This is a genomic window from Mesorhizobium sp. IMUNJ 23232, from assembly GCF_044326205.1.
Classification (GTDB): domain Bacteria; phylum Pseudomonadota; class Alphaproteobacteria; order Rhizobiales; family Rhizobiaceae; genus Kumtagia.
Window position 1 is genome coordinate 1 of sequence record NZ_JBIRCY010000009.1, and the last position, 15,829, is coordinate 15,829.

Annotated in this window: 16 protein-coding genes and 1 pseudogene; 13 read left to right on the plus strand and 4 right to left on the minus strand. The window is 62.2% G+C overall.

The features are described from left to right. From ACH196_RS08585 to ACH196_RS08595, 3 genes and pseudogenes are all read left to right on the plus strand, one after another. A pseudogene (locus ACH196_RS08585) lies at positions 1 to 109 on the plus strand (IS5/IS1182 family transposase); the annotation flags it as partial. A 432-nt stretch (positions 110 to 541) separates the two neighbouring features. Continuing rightward, the gene (locus ACH196_RS08590) at positions 542 to 1,075 is read left to right on the plus strand and encodes a PAS domain-containing protein (protein ID WP_396646640.1); all 534 of its coding nucleotides are present in this window, start codon (positions 542 to 544) and stop codon (positions 1,073 to 1,075) included. Between the two features lie 83 nt (positions 1,076 to 1,158). Further along, positions 1,159 to 1,377, plus strand: a complete 219-nt coding sequence (locus ACH196_RS08595) for a hypothetical protein (RefSeq protein ID WP_396646470.1) — start codon at positions 1,159 to 1,161, stop codon at positions 1,375 to 1,377. 40 nt (positions 1,378 to 1,417) lie between these two features. Here ACH196_RS08595 and ACH196_RS08600 read toward each other — a convergent pair whose 3' ends face one another. Continuing rightward, entirely contained in the window at positions 1,418 to 1,663 is a 246-nt protein-coding gene (locus tag ACH196_RS08600) for a hypothetical protein (RefSeq protein WP_396646471.1), read from the minus strand. A gap of 255 nt (positions 1,664 to 1,918) precedes the next feature. Here ACH196_RS08600 and ACH196_RS08605 point away from each other — a divergent pair, with 255 nt between their 5' ends. The 3 genes from ACH196_RS08605 to ACH196_RS08615 are packed head-to-tail and all read left to right on the plus strand — an operon-like array spanning position 1,919 to position 3,636. After that, positions 1,919 to 2,338: an HIT domain-containing protein gene (locus tag ACH196_RS08605; protein ID WP_396646472.1), complete on the plus strand. Its 420-nt coding sequence runs from the start codon at positions 1,919 to 1,921 to the stop codon at positions 2,336 to 2,338. Positions 2,339 to 2,369: 31 nt separating this feature from the next. After that, positions 2,370 to 3,311 carry an NAD(+) diphosphatase gene (nudC, locus tag ACH196_RS08610; RefSeq protein ID WP_396646473.1) on the plus strand — a complete coding sequence of 314 codons (942 nt, stop codon included), beginning with the start codon at positions 2,370 to 2,372 and terminating at the stop codon, positions 3,309 to 3,311. A gap of 31 nt (positions 3,312 to 3,342) precedes the next feature. Then, a complete protein-coding gene (locus ACH196_RS08615) occupies positions 3,343 to 3,636 on the plus strand; it encodes a Dabb family protein (RefSeq protein ID WP_396646474.1) in 294 nt (97 codons plus the stop codon). Positions 3,637 to 3,678: 42 nt separating this feature from the next. On the opposite strand, the gene ACH196_RS08620 is transcribed toward ACH196_RS08615, so the two are convergent. Next, positions 3,679 to 4,542 carry a prephenate dehydratase gene (locus ACH196_RS08620; protein ID WP_396646475.1) on the minus strand — a complete coding sequence of 288 codons (864 nt, stop codon included), beginning with the start codon at positions 4,540 to 4,542 and terminating at the stop codon, positions 3,679 to 3,681. 2 nt (positions 4,543 to 4,544) lie between these two features. Continuing rightward, positions 4,545 to 5,279: a 3-deoxy-manno-octulosonate cytidylyltransferase gene (locus ACH196_RS08625; RefSeq protein WP_396646476.1), complete on the minus strand. Its 735-nt coding sequence runs from the start codon at positions 5,277 to 5,279 to the stop codon at positions 4,545 to 4,547. A gap of 195 nt (positions 5,280 to 5,474) precedes the next feature. On the opposite strand from ACH196_RS08625, the gene ACH196_RS08630 reads away from it, so the two are divergent. From ACH196_RS08630 to ACH196_RS08660, 7 genes are all read left to right on the plus strand, one after another. Continuing rightward, the gene (locus ACH196_RS08630; RefSeq protein ID WP_396646477.1) at positions 5,475 to 6,200 is read left to right on the plus strand and encodes a c-type cytochrome; all 726 of its coding nucleotides are present in this window, start codon (positions 5,475 to 5,477) and stop codon (positions 6,198 to 6,200) included. A gap of 156 nt (positions 6,201 to 6,356) precedes the next feature. Continuing rightward, complete coding sequence (locus ACH196_RS08635) at positions 6,357 to 8,273, plus strand: extracellular solute-binding protein (RefSeq protein WP_396646641.1); 1,917 nt, start codon at positions 6,357 to 6,359, stop codon at positions 8,271 to 8,273. Next, a complete protein-coding gene (locus tag ACH196_RS08640) occupies positions 8,273 to 10,150 on the plus strand; it encodes an extracellular solute-binding protein (RefSeq protein ID WP_396646478.1) in 1,878 nt (625 codons plus the stop codon). Before ACH196_RS08635 ends, ACH196_RS08640 begins: the two co-directional genes overlap by 1 nt. A gap of 90 nt (positions 10,151 to 10,240) precedes the next feature. Next, positions 10,241 to 11,344 (plus strand): microcin C ABC transporter permease YejB, encoded by a 1,104-nt coding sequence (locus ACH196_RS08645; protein WP_396646479.1) that lies wholly within the window; start codon positions 10,241 to 10,243, stop codon positions 11,342 to 11,344. Further along, a complete protein-coding gene (locus tag ACH196_RS08650; protein ID WP_396646480.1) occupies positions 11,344 to 12,495 on the plus strand; it encodes an ABC transporter permease in 1,152 nt (383 codons plus the stop codon). The genes ACH196_RS08645 and ACH196_RS08650 overlap by 1 nt, the downstream gene beginning before the upstream one ends. Further along, positions 12,492 to 14,123, plus strand: coding sequence for an ABC transporter ATP-binding protein (locus tag ACH196_RS08655; RefSeq protein ID WP_396646481.1), 1,632 nt, complete (start codon positions 12,492 to 12,494; stop codon positions 14,121 to 14,123). The genes ACH196_RS08650 and ACH196_RS08655 overlap by 4 nt, the downstream gene beginning before the upstream one ends. 81 nt (positions 14,124 to 14,204) lie before the next feature. Then, positions 14,205 to 15,146, plus strand: a complete 942-nt coding sequence (locus ACH196_RS08660) for a 2-hydroxyacid dehydrogenase (RefSeq protein WP_396646482.1) — start codon at positions 14,205 to 14,207, stop codon at positions 15,144 to 15,146. A gap of 53 nt (positions 15,147 to 15,199) precedes the next feature. Here ACH196_RS08660 and ACH196_RS08665 read toward each other — a convergent pair whose 3' ends face one another. Further along, positions 15,200 to 15,820 (minus strand): TadE/TadG family type IV pilus assembly protein, encoded by a 621-nt coding sequence (locus tag ACH196_RS08665; RefSeq protein WP_396646483.1) that lies wholly within the window; start codon positions 15,818 to 15,820, stop codon positions 15,200 to 15,202. Between the last annotated feature and the right edge of the window lie 9 nt (positions 15,821 to 15,829).

The following is a 15,829-nucleotide window of genomic DNA, read 5'->3' on the forward strand; positions in this document are numbered from 1 at the left end:
CTGTCGGCGCCTGGCCAAGGACTGGGAATGCCTCAACGCCAGGGCACTCGCTTTCCTAAAGCTCGCCTCCATCCGCCTCATGATCAGAAGACTTTGTAATCCATCATAAAGTTACCGGACTGACTCTGAGGATTTTCAGTATGGAAGACGCTCGCGAGGGTCGTATGCAGTTGCGTCGCGATGCGGACGACAAATATTTGTTATAGATTGACAGAAATTTTCTATAAGCCAATAAAAAGTTGACCGCGATTGTCTTGTACGGCGCGTAGGTCGTACTTTGGTACAATGGCAAGAATTCACTCACTCCCGTAGCGGAGGATTGATTGATTGTACCCTAAAAATATCAACAAGAATGGCGGCATTAAAAATCAGTAAGAGATTTTATCTTTCTCTTTCGGTCAAGGCCAGAAAGGAATTGCGAAATAGCTTCGCTCTGGCTTGAATGCGGACTTGACCTGATGGTTTACGAAGCTACCTTCCATGCCATCAGGAGTATTCGCCGTCGGATCCACACTGGCGGGCGGGGGGATTGATGATCGCGATGGTTGACGGGTCAGGCGTCGTCCCGCAGAGATTCCTGGTTGGTAGCTGGTCTTGGGATGTGAGCGGAAACCGGGTGTATGCGGACGGCGGCGTATCGGCTTGCTTTGGACTGACGCAGGAAGATGGGGTGAGAGGCGTTCCGGTGGAGCGGTATCTCCACGCCATCCATGAAGACGACAGGGACTGCGTCAGGCATGCTATCGATGAGACTCTGGCCGGGAGGCGCGACTACAATGAGACATATCGGCTAACGCCGTCGTATGACGGCATACGAACGATACAAGCCTTGGGGCGGTGCTCGCGTGTTCGATCCACAAATCGTCCGACAATATACTTCGGCCACATCATCGACCTGCATCGTGTGCCGACTGGCAGCGTTGTGGACGATGACCTTCGTCGCCATGTAATTTCCGCTATTTCCCTAGCGCGAACGGGTGGTCGAGACCTGATGGCCCATCTTCTAGAGATGGCTCTTGAAGACATGTCTTTCGATGGCAAGGAAAGAACGGATCGGCCGTGGCGCCAGCATTAAAGGGCGGACATCGGCCCATCCGGCTCATGTCCGGAGCAATGTGGCCGCCCCGGACCAGAAGTGGAAGCATTGAAGGCGTAGACGTGAACACACCTATTCGCCACGATACCCGCGAGAAATTGATCTACGTTCATTCCATGCTGCGGGAACTGAAGACCATCGTTGAGGCGGAACGCTGCGACATGCTCGCCCATCTGATCGAGATGGCCTATCTGGAATCGGGGGATATCCTGCGCGGTTCGCGGACCCTGCGCTCCGGCGGGGCTTCCGGTCTCCGAATAGCCTCTGATCGAGGAAAGTAAGCCTGACGACCGGTGACAAGGAGGCCGCCGCGGAAATCGCCTACCGGTCGTCGGCAACGCCGCCCGTTGGACGTGCGCCCGGGAACGCAACGCCGGTGGAAGACCGTACGGAACGCGCGACTTCCAAAAGGTGAAGCAGCGGTTCATCGCCGATGATCCATCCCTCGGCGCGAACCATTGTGGCGAACGCGTCGATGAACTCATCCCCTTTCCTTTCGAACAGGAGCCGGTTCAGCAGCAATCCCGCTTGCACGTCGGGAGCCGGAGGTACGCTCGTCTTCGGCACTCTCAGGTCCTCCTCTTCCACGGGCACAGCAGACTGGTGCGAAAACGTTTCCGAGGCATCTACCACGACATCAATGACCGGTTAAGCACGGGAACGAAATTTAATGTCGGCTTGGCGATAGGCTGCGATCGGAAGTCGACGCCGCTATTGACGGACGAATGTTCGCGCGATGTTTTGCCGGTGCGATGGCCAATCATTCGCTTGCAGCCGCGCAGCGCTACATCTAGCTTTCTCAAAACCAACGAGGAAACGCCGATGCTGCCTGGCCTCAAGGCCGGATTCGAACTCGACACGCGGCTTGAAGCCGACAGCGTGTCGGTGATGTGGCTCGGGCTATGCGAACTCCGGCTGATGAACGACCGGCGCTGGCCGTGGCTGCTGCTCATTCCCCAGCGTCCGGGCATCGAGGAACTGCATGACCTCACCCCTCTCGATCAGGCGATGCTGACCTTCGAGACCAACATGGTCGCTCAGGGGCTGAAGCGCGCAACCGGCTGCACCAAGATTAATTCCGGCGCGCTTGGCAACATCGTGCGCCAGTTGCATATCCATGTGGTGGCGCGTTCCGAGGGCGATCCGGGCTGGCCGGGGCCAGTCTGGGGGTTTGGCACGCGCGAACCTTACAAGGCGGACGACAAGCACAGCTTCATCGACAAGGTGAGGGCGGCGCTGTAGGGTCGAAACCCCGACTCATTCCGTTTCAGTCATGACCTTCCGCCTTTTCGACGCGCCCGAGCGCGAACCCAGCCAGTTCGTCGGTTTCGCCGGCAACCGCATCGACCGCCAGGCGGAGAAGCGCAGCGATGCGGCCGTGCCGTTGGCGCTTGCTGATCCGGCCGCGCGCATCTTGCTGGTGCGTGGCGGCCGCTCCTATCTGAAGCTGAACGGCGGCGGCTTCGACACCTATTTCGCGCGAGAAGAGGCCGAAGCCCTCGGCGCCGGAGTGGCGGAAGCGATCCTGCTCGGCGTCGACGAGCATGGCCCGGTTCTCGCGGCCACGGCCGGCGTCGATCCCGAGCAATTGCCGGAAACCATCAAGGCTATCGACTACCGTTCGGTCTATACGCAGGGCCTTCTCGGCCCCTCCGAGATCGGGGCGCTGGCGCAGGCTGCTTCCCTGCTCGCCTGGCATGCCAACCACCAGTTCTGCGGCCGCTGCGGCCACAAGACCGAGATCCGCGCCGGCGGCTATAAGCGGCATTGCCCGAATTGCGGTGCCGAGCATTTTCCGCGCACCGATCCGGTCGCGATCATGCTGACGGTGACCCGCGAAAAATGCCTGCTTGGGCGCGGCGCGCATTTCGCGCCCGGCATGTATTCCGCGCTTGCCGGCTTCATCGAGCCCGGCGAGACCATCGAGGCGGCGGTCCGCCGCGAGACGCTTGAGGAGGCGGGCATAAGACTGGGGCGCGTCGTCTATCACGCCAGCCAGCCCTGGCCGTTCCCCTATTCGCTGATGATCGGCTGCTTCGGCGAAGCGCTGAACCAGGACATCCGGCGCGACGAGGCGGAACTGGAAGACTGCCGCTGGTTTTCACGCGACGAGGTCCTTGCCGCATTGGCCAAGAGCCATGCCGGCGGCGTTTTCGTCCCGCCGTCGGGCGCGATCGCTCACCATCTCATCCGCTTCTGGGCCGAAAACCCTTGAGCGTCATCGTCATGCCGGAAGGGGAGATCGCATGATCCGCCACACAGTGGTTTTCACGCTCAGGCACGAACCGGGATCGCCCAAGGAGGGCGCGTTCCTGACCGAGGCGAAGAAGCTCGCCGATATTCCCGGCGTCGAAAAGTTCGAGCAGCTTCGCCAGGTCAGCCCGAAGAACGATTTTCGCTTTGGCTTCTCGATGGAGTTCGCCGACCAGGCGGCCTATTCAGGCTACAACGATCATCCGTTCCACGTCGCTTTCGTGCGCGACCGCTGGGTGCCGGAGGTCGAGAGATTCCTCGAGATCGACTACGAGCCGCTGGGCTAAGAGCGGGACTCCGCAAGAGGAAGACCGCTCCCGGAGGTCGGTTCAGTCCGCGACGTTCCATTCCTCGCGCGAATCGCTGCGCGGATAGACGCCGAGGATGCGCATCTCCTTGGAGAAGAAGCGCAATTCGTCGAGCGCGTTCCTGACGCTGACGTCGTCGGGATGGCCTTCGATGTCGGCGTAGAACAGCGTCGCGGTAAACGCGCCGAGCTGGTAGCTCTCCAGCTTCGTCATGTTGACACCGTTGGTGGCGAAACCGCCCATCGCCTTGTAGAGCGCCGCGGGCACGTTGCGGACGCGGAATATGAAGGTGGTCATCATGCGGGCGTCGGCGGAGGGGCGTTCGACCCATTGCTTGCTGCGGGTCAGCACCACAAAACGGGTCACGTTGCTGTCGGTGTCCTCGACATTTTCCTCCAAAATGTCGAGGCCGTAGAGGCTGGCGGCGAGCCGCGGCGCAAGGGCTGCCATGCTGCGGTCGCCGATCTCGGCGATGAGTTTTGCCGCTCCGGCGGTGTCGCCGGCGACCGTCGGCTTCCAGCCGTTCTTGCGGATGTATTTGCGACACTGGCCAAGCGCGTGGATGTGGCTGTGGACCGTCTTGATCTCCTTGCGCGATACCCCTGGAAGCACCATCAGTTGAAAATGGATCGGCAGAAAATATTCGCCGACGATGTGCAGCTTCGATTCGGGCAGGAGATGGTGGATGTCGGCGACGCGGCCGGCGATCGTGTTCTCGATCGGGATCATGGCGAGGTCGGCCTTGCCGGTCTCGACCGCGTTGAAGGCGTCCTCGAAGGTTGGGCAGGGCAGCGGCTCCATGTCCGGGAACATGTTGCGGCAGGCCGTGTCGGAATTGGCACCGGGCTCGCCCTGGAACGAGATGCGATTGGTCTTGTCGGCCATGGTCAGACTTTCACGCTGAGGAGTTCGCGCGCCCGCTCGAGATCTTCGGGCGTGTCGACGCCGAGCGGCACGGCTCCGACGATTGCCGCGTCGATGCGCATGCCGGCCTCCAGCGCCCGCAGTTGCTCCAGTTTTTCGCGCTTTTCCAGCGGCGAAGGCGGCAGCGAGACGAAGCGGGCAAGGGCGGCGCGGCGATAGGCGTAGAGCCCGATATGGTGATAGAGCGGGCCGTCGCCCCAGGGCGCGGTGGCGCGGGTGAAATACAGCGCCCTGAGCCGTTTTGACGCCAGCGCCGAGCCGACGATCTTCACGACGTTCGGATTGGTGCGTTCCTCGTCGCGAACGATCTCGACGCCCAGCGTGCCGATGTCCACCGCCGGATCTTCGAGCGGAGAAAGGGCTGCGGCGATCGTTGCCGGCTCGATCGTCGGCAGGTCGCCCTGCACGTTGATCACGGTATCGACCTGGCCCTGCGGGTCGAGTGCCGACAGCGCCTCAAAAATGCGGTCGGAGCCGGATTCGTGATCGACGCGGGTCATCACCGCCTCGAAACCGTTGGCGCGCACTGCGTCCGCCACCACTTGCGTGTCGGTCGCCACCACGACGCGGCCGAGGCCGCTTTCGGCGGCGCGCATCGCGACATGCACGATCATCGGCTTGCCGGCGATGTCGGCCAGCGGCTTGCCCGGCAGGCGCGTCGAGGCCATGCGGGCAGGGATCAGGATAAGATTTTTCATGGTCATTCGGGCGGGGCGGAAGGGCTGTCCAAAGTGGCAAAAGGTCTCACGGCGAGCGCCCTTATAGGAGTTGCAACGACCAAGCAAAAGACCTAGTTTCCGGCCGACCTGACCGGGCGGCTTCCCGGTCGCGGCATCATGCCCGCGTGCCGGAAACGCACGGCCGAGAGGGGCGGGATCAGGAGCCTGGAGCGTATGGACTCTTTCGAATTCAACAAGGTGGTCGGTGCGCTGCTGGGGGCCGTCTTCATCGTTTTCTCGATCTCGCTGATCTCGGACGCGATCTTTGCCGCGCCGGTGCCGGAGAAGCCCGGCTTCATCATCGAGGCGGCGGAAGAGGACCATGGCGGTGGCGGCGCCGAGGCGCCGGCCGAGCAATCGGTTCTGCCGCTGCTGGCCAGCGCCAGCCCGGAAGCCGGCGCGGCGGTGTTCAAGAAATGCGCCGCCTGCCACACCGACGACAACGGCGGCGCCAACAAGGTCGGCCCGAACCTCTGGGGAGTGATCAACCGCCCGGTCGCCTCGCACGCCGGCTTCGCCTATTCGGCGGGGATGAAGGAATTTGCTGATGGCGGCAAGGTCGTGTGGGACTACGAGCATCTCGACCATTTCCTGACCTCGCCCAAGGCGCTGGTGAAGGGCACGGCCATGGGTTTCGCCGGCTTGAAGAAGGCCGAGGAACGTGCGGCCGTCATCGCCTATCTGCGCACCACCGCCGACAGCCCGCCGCCGTTGCCGGAAGCTTCCGCCGCGCCGGCCACTCCCGCCGCCGAGAATGCTTCGGCTCCGGCCGATGCCGCCAAGCCCGCCGAGGGCGCGGCGCCGGCTCCTGCCGAGGCTGCCCCGAAGCCGGCTGAAGGTGCGGCGCCGGCCCCGGCGGAGGCTGCTCCCAAGCCGGCTGAGCCCGCGCCTGCTCAATGACGAAATTGTAATTCTCGAAATCATGAAAAAGCCGGGTTCTGCCCGGCTTTTTTGCTATCAAGATCATGCCGACGCGAGACACGATGGTTTTCATCGGCGCGTCGTGGCCTAGATTTTGGACGGAAGACGAGTTGGAGATTGCCGATGAAGGTTTTGCTGCGCGTGGGAAAAACTGTTCTGACGGCCGCCGTCCTTGTGCTTGCCGCGGCCGCAAGCCAGGCCCAGGAATGGCAGACCTCGTCCTCGCTGATGGGCGAAACCAAATACGGCAAGGATTTTAAGCACTACGACTACGTCAATCCGGATGCGCCGAAGGGCGGCACGCTGAACAGCGTTGTCTCGCCGGGCACGTTCGACAGCTTCAATCCCTACATCGTGCGGGGCTCACCGGCCGCCGGACTCGCGCCATTCGGTGGCGGCCTGCTCTACGACACGCTGATGGAGCAGTCGATCGACGAACCGAGCGTCAGCCATGCGCTGATCGCCGACGCTTTCAAATATCCCGACGACTATTCCTCCGCGACCTATCGGCTCGACCCGCGCGCCAAATGGCATGACGGCCAGCCGATCACGGTCGACGACGTTATCTGGTCGTTCAATGTGCTGAAGGCCAACAGCCCTATGTACAACCGCTACTACGAGAATGTGACCGAGGCCGTGGCGCTGAATGACCGCGAGGTCGAATTCCGCTTCAACCAGAAGGGCAATCGCGAGCTGCCCAAGATCATCGGCGATCTGGCCGTGCTGCCGAAACATTGGTGGGAAGGCACCGACGCCAGCGGCAAGAAGCGCGACATCACGCAGCCGACGCTGGAGCCGCCGCTCGGTTCCGCCGCGTACAAGATCGAGAGCTTCAAGCCCGGCGCGGAGATCGTCTGGAAACGGGTGGACGACTATTGGGCGGCGAAGGTGCCGGTGAAGGTCGGGCGTGAGAATTTCGACACGCGCAAATACATCTATATCCAGGACAGGACTGCCGCCTGGCAGGCCTTCACCAAGGGTGGCTTCGAGGACATCCATCCGGAGGCCAGCTCGCGGTACTGGGCGACCTTCTACAATTTCCCGGCGTTCAATGCCGGCGATGTCATCAAGCAGGAATTCAAGGCGACGGCACGGGCGTCGATGCAGGGTTTCGTGATGAACACGCGCCGGCCCCTGTTCCAGGACCGGAAAGTGCGCGAGGCGCTGACCTATGCCTTCGACTTCGAGACGATGAACCGGACCATCTTTTTCGGTTTCAACACACGCGTCAGCAGCTATTTCACCGGCAGCGAGCTTGCGTCGAGCGGCTTGCCGAAGGGCAAAGAACTGGAGATCCTGAACCAGTACAAGGACCAGCTGCCGCCCGAAGTGTTCACCACCGAATACAGGCTGCCGGTCTATGAGCAGCCGAAAGCGCAGCCTGACGACCGGCCCCAACCGGTGCCTGTAAGCCCACCGCAACAGGAGCGCGCGATTCTGAGGGAGGTCGTCAGGCTTTTCGCCGAAGCCGGCTGGAAGATCCAAGGCGGCAAGATGGTCAACGAAAAGACCGGCAAGCCGTTCACCATCGAGATTCTCGGCAATGACGAGACGGATGGCGTGATCGCCAATCCCTACATCAACATGCTGAAGAAGGTCGGCGTGACCGCGACGCTGCGGATCGTCGATCCGAACCAATATGTCGAGCGCGTCAACAATTTCGATTTCGACATGTTGACGTCGGTGCTTGCGCAGTCGGAGTCGCCCGGCAATGAGCAGCGCGACTTCTGGTCGACGAAGGCCGCGGACACGCCCGGCTCGCGCAATCTCTCCGGTATCAAGAACCCGGTCGTTGATGCGCTGGTGGACAAGGTGATCTTCGCGACCGATCGGGAAGATCTGGTTGCCGCATCCAACGCGCTCGATCGCGTGCTGCTGTGGAACTTCTACGTCGTTCCGCAATACACGCGTCCGGTCGTCTGGCTGGCCTATTGGAACAAGTTCGGCATCCCGGAGAAGCAGCCGACCTATGTCGGCCCGGACATCGAGTCCTGGTGGATCGATCCGGAAAAGGAAAAGGCGCTGGCGGCGAAGTACAAGGGCGTGAACTGATGCGCGCTTCCCGCCGCGGGTTCCTGGCTGGCGCCGGTGCGGCGCTCGCAATTCCCTTGCTGCCGAAGAAAATCTTCGCGGCAAGCCCGACGAGCACCCCGCTGCACGGCCTCTCCGCTTTCGGCGACCTGAAATATCCGGCTGATTTCAAGCACTTCGACTACGTCAATCCGGATGCGCCGAAAGGTGGCCTGTTCAGCTTCTCCGTGCCGAACTGGCTGTACAACCAGAATCCGCAGACCTTCAACACGCTGAACAGTTTTGTGGCGCGGGGCGACGCGCCGCCGCGTATGGAGATGTGCTTCGATTCGCTGATGACCAACAAGTCGACGACGGCGTTGGACGAGCCGGACGCCGTCTACGGCCTGCTTGCCGAAAGCGTCGTCATCTCCGAGGACCGCAAAAGCTTCGAATTCTTGCTGCGGCCCGAAGCGCGCTTTCACGACGGCTCGCCGCTTACGGCCGAGGACGCGGCCTTCACCTACAAGCTGTTCAAGGAGGACGGACACCCCAGCCTGCTGCTTGTGCTCACCGAAATGACCGAAGCCGTGGCGCTCGACCGGCATCGCCTGAGGCTCAGCTTTTCCGGCAAGCACTCGGAACGCACGATCCTCGACGCGGTGATCTTTCCCATCCTGTCGAAAGCCTACTACACCGAAAACAGCTTCGAGGGCGGCGATCTCAAGCCGCCGCTGGGTTCGGGTCCTTACAGGGTCGGCCGCGTCTCGCCGGGGCAGACGATCGAATACGAGCGGGTGGCCGATTATTGGGGCAAGGATCTGCCGGTCAATCGCGGGGTCTACAACTTCGACCGCATCCGCATCGACTTTTATCTTAACAGGCAGGCGGGGTTCGAAGCCTTCAAGAAGGGTGACGTTCTCTACCGGCAGGAGTTCACGGCGCGTGTGTGGGCGACCGACTACGACTTTCCCGCAATCGCACAGGGTCGGGTTGTCAGGCGGGAATTTCCGGACGAGAAGCGGCCTTCCATGCAGGCGATCGCGATCAACACCCGCCGCGAGCGATTCCAGGATGTGCGGGTCCGCCGGGCGATCACCATGTGCTTCGACTTCGAATGGACGAAGCGCAACCTGTTCTATGGTTCCTACGAGCGCTCGCAGTCCTGCTTCGAGACCTCGGATTACAAGGCCTCCGGCCAGCCTTCTTCGGAGGAATTGGCGCTGCTTGAACCGCTGCGCGAGCAGCTTCCGCCCGAAGTTTTCGGTGAAGCCGCGATGCAGCCGGTCTCCAACGGGTCGGGACGTGACCGCAGGCTGCTCGGCGCCGCCTCGAAGCTGCTCGCTGAAGCCGGCTGGAAGCGCGAGGGCGGCGTTTTGGTCGATGGCAAGGGTGAGCGGCTGACCATCGAGTTTCTCGACGACGACGACAGCCTCCTGCGCATCATCGCTCCTTGGGTCGAGAACCTGAAGGCCATCGGCATCGACGCGTCGATGCGGGTGGTGGACGCGGCGCAGATGCAGGCGCGCCAAGCCGACTTCGACTTCGATCTGGTGATGATGGCTGTGTCCTGGGACGCCACGCCTACCGAGGACGGCTTGGCTACGACGTTCCATTCCCGGTCCGCGAAGCTGGCAGGCTCGCGCAACCTCACAGGCACGGCGGATCCGGCAGTGGACGCCTTGCTAGCGGCCGTTGGCAAGGCCGCCGACCGGAAAAGTCTCATTGTCGCCATGCGGGCGCTCGACCGGGCCTTGCGCGCGCGGCAGGACTGGATTCCATGCTGGTATTCGGCGAATCACCGCGCCGCCTTCTGGGACATGTTCGGCTTCAAGGAGCCGAAGCCGGATTACGGTTTTCCCGTCGAGGCGATGTGGTGGTTCGACAAGGACAAGGCGGCGGCGATTGGGAAAGCCTGAGATTTTATCCGAATGGGCAAACCCGGCGAGCGACCCATTCGTGGGCTATGCTGCGCCTAGCTGGGCAGCAAGGAAAGCAGGCTCGACCTGATGGGCGCCTATATTCTCCGCCGCATCCTGCTGATGATCCCGACATTGTTCGGCATCATGGCGATTTCGTTTGCCGTCATCCAGTTCGCGCCCGGCGGCCCGGTTGAACAGGTCATCGCCAAGCTGACGGGACAGGGCGGCGACGCATCCGACCGCCTGTCGGGTGGCGGCAGCGACCTGGGCGGCAACAACAATTTCGACGCCGGGGGCGAGGCTTCGTCGAAATACCGCGGCGCGCAGGGCCTCGATCCGGAATTCATCAAGAAGCTGGAAAAGCAGTTCGGCTTCGACAAGCCGCCGCTGGAGCGCTTCGGCCTGATGCTGTGGAATTACATCCGCTTCGACTTCGGCGAGAGCTATTTTCGCGACATCGGGGTGCTGGAACTGATCGTCGAGAAGATGCCGGTGTCGATCTCGCTGGGCCTGTGGATCACGCTGCTGTCCTACCTGATCTCCATCCCGCTCGGCATCCGCAAGGCGGTGAAGGACGGATCGGCCTTCGACACCTGGACCAGCGGCGTTGTGATTATCGGCTATGCGATTCCGGGCTTCCTGTTCGGCATCCTGCTGATGGTGCTGTTTGCCGGCGGTTCGTTCTGGGACTGGTTCCCGCTGCGCGGCTTGACCTCCGACAATTGGGACCAGCTCTCCTGGCCGGACCGCATCCTCGACTATTTCTGGCACCTCACTCTGCCGCTGACGGCGATGGTGCTGTCGGCCTTCGCCACCGCGACATTGCTGACCAAGAACTCCTTCCTCGACGAAATTCGCAAGCAATATGTCGTCACCGCCCGGGCCAAGGGCCTGTCCGAACGGCAGGTGCTTTATGGCCATGTGTTCCGCAACGCCATGCTGATCGTCGTCGCAGGTTTCCCCGGCGCCTTCATTTCGGTGTTCTTCACCGGCTCGCTGCTGATCGAGAACATCTTCTCGCTGGACGGGCTCGGCCGGCTCGGCTTCGTCTCCGTCATCCAGCGCGATTATCCCGTGGTCTTCGCCAATCTCTACATCACTTCGCTGATTGGCCTGTTCATCGGCCTCATCTCGGATCTCACCTACACCTGGATCGACCCGCGCATCGATTTCGAACGGCGGGAAGTCTGATGACCGACATCCAGATCAAGACGGAAGTGGAAGCGATCCGCGAGCGCTCGGCGAGGCCATGGCTGTCGCCGCTCAACCGCCGGCGCTGGGACAACTTCAAGGCCAACCGCCGCGGCTACTGGTCGTTGTGGATATTCCTTGTGCTCTTCGTGCTGTCGCTGGGCGCCGAATTTATCGCCAACGACAAGCCGATCCTTGCTTCCTACAAGGGCGAAATCCTCTTTCCAGTTCTCGTGGCCTATCCGGAGGAGAAATTCGGCGGCTTTTATGCCGTCACCGACTACCGCGATCCGGTCATCCAGGATGAGATCAGAGCCAATGGCTGGATGATCTGGCCGCCGATCCGCTACTCCTACGGCACCGTGAACAATGAGATTCCACAGGCCGCACCCGCGAAACCGTCGTGGCTGTACTCGAAGGAGGAGCGTTGCTCACGCTATCCGCAAGGGGTGGACGACGAGAACTGCACGATCGGCAACTGGAACTGGCTGGGCACCGACGACCAGGCGCGCGACGTGTTCTCGCGCGTTATCTACGGTTTTCGCATCTCCGTGCTGTTCGGGCTGATCCTGACGGCCGGCTCGTCGCTCATGGGTGTCTCGGCCGGCGCGGTCCAGGGCTATTTCGGCGGCTGGACCGATCTGCTGTTCCAGCGCTTTATCGAAATCTGGTCGGCAATACCGGTTCTCTACCTGCTGCTCATCATTTCCGCGATCCTGCCGCCGGGTTTCTGGATATTGCTTGGATTGATGCTGGTCTTTTCCTGGGTCTCGCTGGTCGGCGTGGTCCGGGCCGAGTTCCTGCGCGCCCGCAATTTCGAATATGTCAACGCGTCGCGCGCACTGGGTGTCCCCGACCGGACGATCATCCTGCGGCACCTGTTGCCGAACGCCATGGTGGCGACGCTGACCTTCCTGCCGTTCATCCTGAACGGCTCGATATCCACGCTCACCTCGCTCGATTTCCTCGGCTTCGGCCTGCCGCCCGGTTCCGCTTCGCTGGGCGAATTGCTGAAGCAGGGTCAGAGCAATCTGAACGCCCCCTGGCTGGGCTTCTCCGGCTTCTTCGTCATCGCCATCATGCTGTCGCTGCTGATCTTCATCGGCGAGGCGACGCGCGATGCCTTCGACCCGCGAAAGACGTTCAAGTGAGCGGCGCTCCCCTGCTTTCCGTGCGCGATCTGTCGGTTGCGTTTACTCAAGGCGGCAAGGTCACCACGGCGGTCGACCACATCTCCTTCGACATCGGCAAGGGCGAGACGGTGGCGCTGGTCGGCGAGTCCGGTTCCGGCAAGTCGGTTTCGGCGCTGTCGATCCTGAAGCTGCTGCAATATCCGATGGCGAGCCATCCTTCCGGTCAGATCCTGTTCGGCGATCAGGATCTGCTGGCGCTGAGCGAAAAGGAGTTGCGCCGGGTTCGCGGCAACAAGATCACCATGATCTTCCAGGAGCCGATGACCTCGCTCAATCCGCTGCATACGATCGAGCAGCAGATCGTCGAGATCCTGCAGCTCCACAAGGGGATGTCCAACCGCGCCGCTCGCGCCCGCACGCTCGAACTTCTGCACGAGGTCGGTATCCGCGACCCCGAAAAGCGCCTGGACGCCTATCCGCACCAGCTATCCGGCGGACAGCGCCAGCGCGTCATGATTGCCATGGCGCTGGCCAACGAGCCGGCACTGCTGGTCGCTGATGAGCCGACCACCGCGTTGGACGTCACGGTGCAGGCGCAGATCCTCGAACTGCTGGCGGAATTGAAACAGAAGAACGGCATGTCGATGCTGTTCATCACGCATGACCTCGGCATTGTCCGCAAGATCGCCGACCGAGTCTGTGTCATGACCAAGGGCAAGATCGTCGAGCACGGCCCGACGCAGGAAATCTTCGCCAATCCGCAGCATGCCTATACCAGGCATCTGCTTGCCGCTGAGCCCAAAGGCAAGCCGCCGGTGGCCGATCTCGCCGCCAAGGCGGTGATGACCGGCGAGGACATAAAGGTCTGGTTCCCGATCAAGCAGGGGTTTTTCCGCAACACGGTCGACCATGTGAAGGCGGTCGATGGCATCGACGTCACCGTCCGCGCCGGCCAGACCCTGGGCGTGGTCGGCGAATCGGGGTCGGGCAAGACCACGCTGGGGCTGGCGCTGGCCCGCATGATCTCGTCCACCGGCACGATCAACTTCAACGGCCAGGAAATCGACAAGCTGTCTTTCAAGTCGATGCGGCCACTGCGGCGCGAGTTGCAAATCGTCTTCCAGGATCCCTTCGGTTCGCTCAGCCCACGAATGGCGGTGTCGGAGATCATCGAGGAAGGGCTGACGATCCACGAGCCGGCCCTCTCCGCCGACGCCAGGGACACCCGCGTGGTCGACGTGCTCAAGGAAGTGGGCCTCGATCCCGAAACCCGCTTCCGCTATCCGCACGAATTCTCCGGCGGCCAGCGCCAGCGCATCGCGATTGCCCGCGCCATGGTGCTCAATCCGCGCTTCGTCATGCTCGACGAGCCGACCTCGGCTCTGGACATGAGCGTGCAGGCGCAGGTGGTGGACCTGCTCCGGGCCCTTCAGGCCAAACACAACCTCGCCTACCTGTTCATCAGCCACGATCTGAAGGTCATCAGGGCGCTCGCCAACGAGGTGATCGTCATGCGCAACGGTCGGATCGTCGAGCATGGCCCGGCAGTCGAGATATTCGAGCGTCCGCAGACGGATTATACCCGTGCGCTAATCTCCGCCGCCTTCCGCATCGAGACCGCACCCACCGGCATCGTCAGTGAGTGACTTCAATCAGTTCCGCCCGATTGCGCTCTTGCGCGACATCCCTGTTGGATACTAATCGGGTCCGGCAGGAGGAGGAGCCGAATGGAAAAGGGCAAGGTGCTGCTCTCGGTGACGGGTTTTAACCCGCAGCGATGGCGCGAACTGTTGTCGGCGCGCCGGGATGTCGTGTTGGAGCCTGACGGCCCGGCCGATCCCTCGATCACCTATGCGGTCGTGTGGAAGCAGCCGGCGAATATCCTCTCCAGCCTTCCCAATCTGAAGGCGATCTTCTCCATCGGCGCCGGTGTCGACCATATCCTCGCGGATCGAACGGTACCCGACGTGCCGATCGTCCGCGTCGTCGACGAGAACCTGGCGCAGCACATGACGGAATACGTCGTCTGGCGCGTACTCGATCATCATCGCTTCGGCATGCTCTATCAAGCTCAGCAGAAGAAGAAGATCTGGCGCGAGCCGCCGCAGCGCACCGCCAACGACATATCGGTCGGCATCATGGGGTTCGGCAGCCTCGGGCGCGCCGCCGCACGGGCTCTTCTCGGCCTGGGATTTCGCATCAATGGCTGGAGCCGCTCGGAGCGTCCGATGGACGGCGTGGCGACCTTCGCCGGCAATGCCGGGCTTCGGTCGTTCCTGAATGCGACCGACATACTGGTCGTGCTGCTGCCGCTGACCGCCGCGACCAGGGGCATCGTCGACTACGGCCTGCTGAAGGAATTGCGCAGGCGCAACGGCCTCGGTGGCGCCGTCCTGATCAATGCTGGACGGGGCAAGCTGCAGAAGGACGACGACATCCTGCGCGCGCTGGACGACGGGACCTTGAAGGAGGCAAGCCTCGATGTATTCGAGGTCGAGCCGCTGCCGAAGACCAGCCCGCTGTGGGGCCATCCGAAAGTGTTCGTGACGCCGCATGCGGCTGCGACATCCGACCCGAATTTCCTCGTGCCGCCGATGCTCGCGCAGATGGACGCGCACGACCGCGGCGAGCCGCTGCGCGAGCTTGTAGACAGGCAGGCGGGGTACTGAATCACCGCTGCCGCGTGCGCGCGCCGCCCGTGTCTACCGGCCGCGCCTGGAGGTCAGCAGCCGGTGCAAGGAATGTCCGGACTCATGCGCGGGCGGTTGTAGTAAGTCTCGTTCATCGGGATGTTATTGAAAGCCGCGGCGAAACCCAAAGCCTCCTGCTGGCTCTTCTGCCAGAAGATCATCGGCTTGTAGCACATGTCGCTCTCCACCCGGATCAGGAATGTGCCGGGAATGTTCAGCGCTGCCGGGATGGTGGCAGGGTCGCCCACCTTAGGCGCCTCCGGAGGGGTCGGGCAGTTCTCGCCGGCCCGCCTGCGCGACCACGCAACCCTGACTTGAGACGTGGGATTAGCTGCCGTGATCTCGATCGCCGTTATGGTGATGGTCGGCTTGCTGCGAGAATATGGCTGGATGATCGATTGGCCGATCTGCATGATTGCATCGGCCTCGGCGCCGGTGATCCTGTCCTGCTGGGTGACAAGGTCGGCAACCATGCTGGCGATGCGCCCGACCTTCTTGTTGGTCGTGATGGCCTGCGAAGCCTCGATCGTCACGAAATACATGATGAACATGATCGGCGCTATCATCGCGAATTCCACGGCGCCGACACCACCTTTGTCCGACAGCAGCCCCGTGAATGCGCGGAACAGATCCAACGCAGGCCGGCGTATCATTTTGCGCAT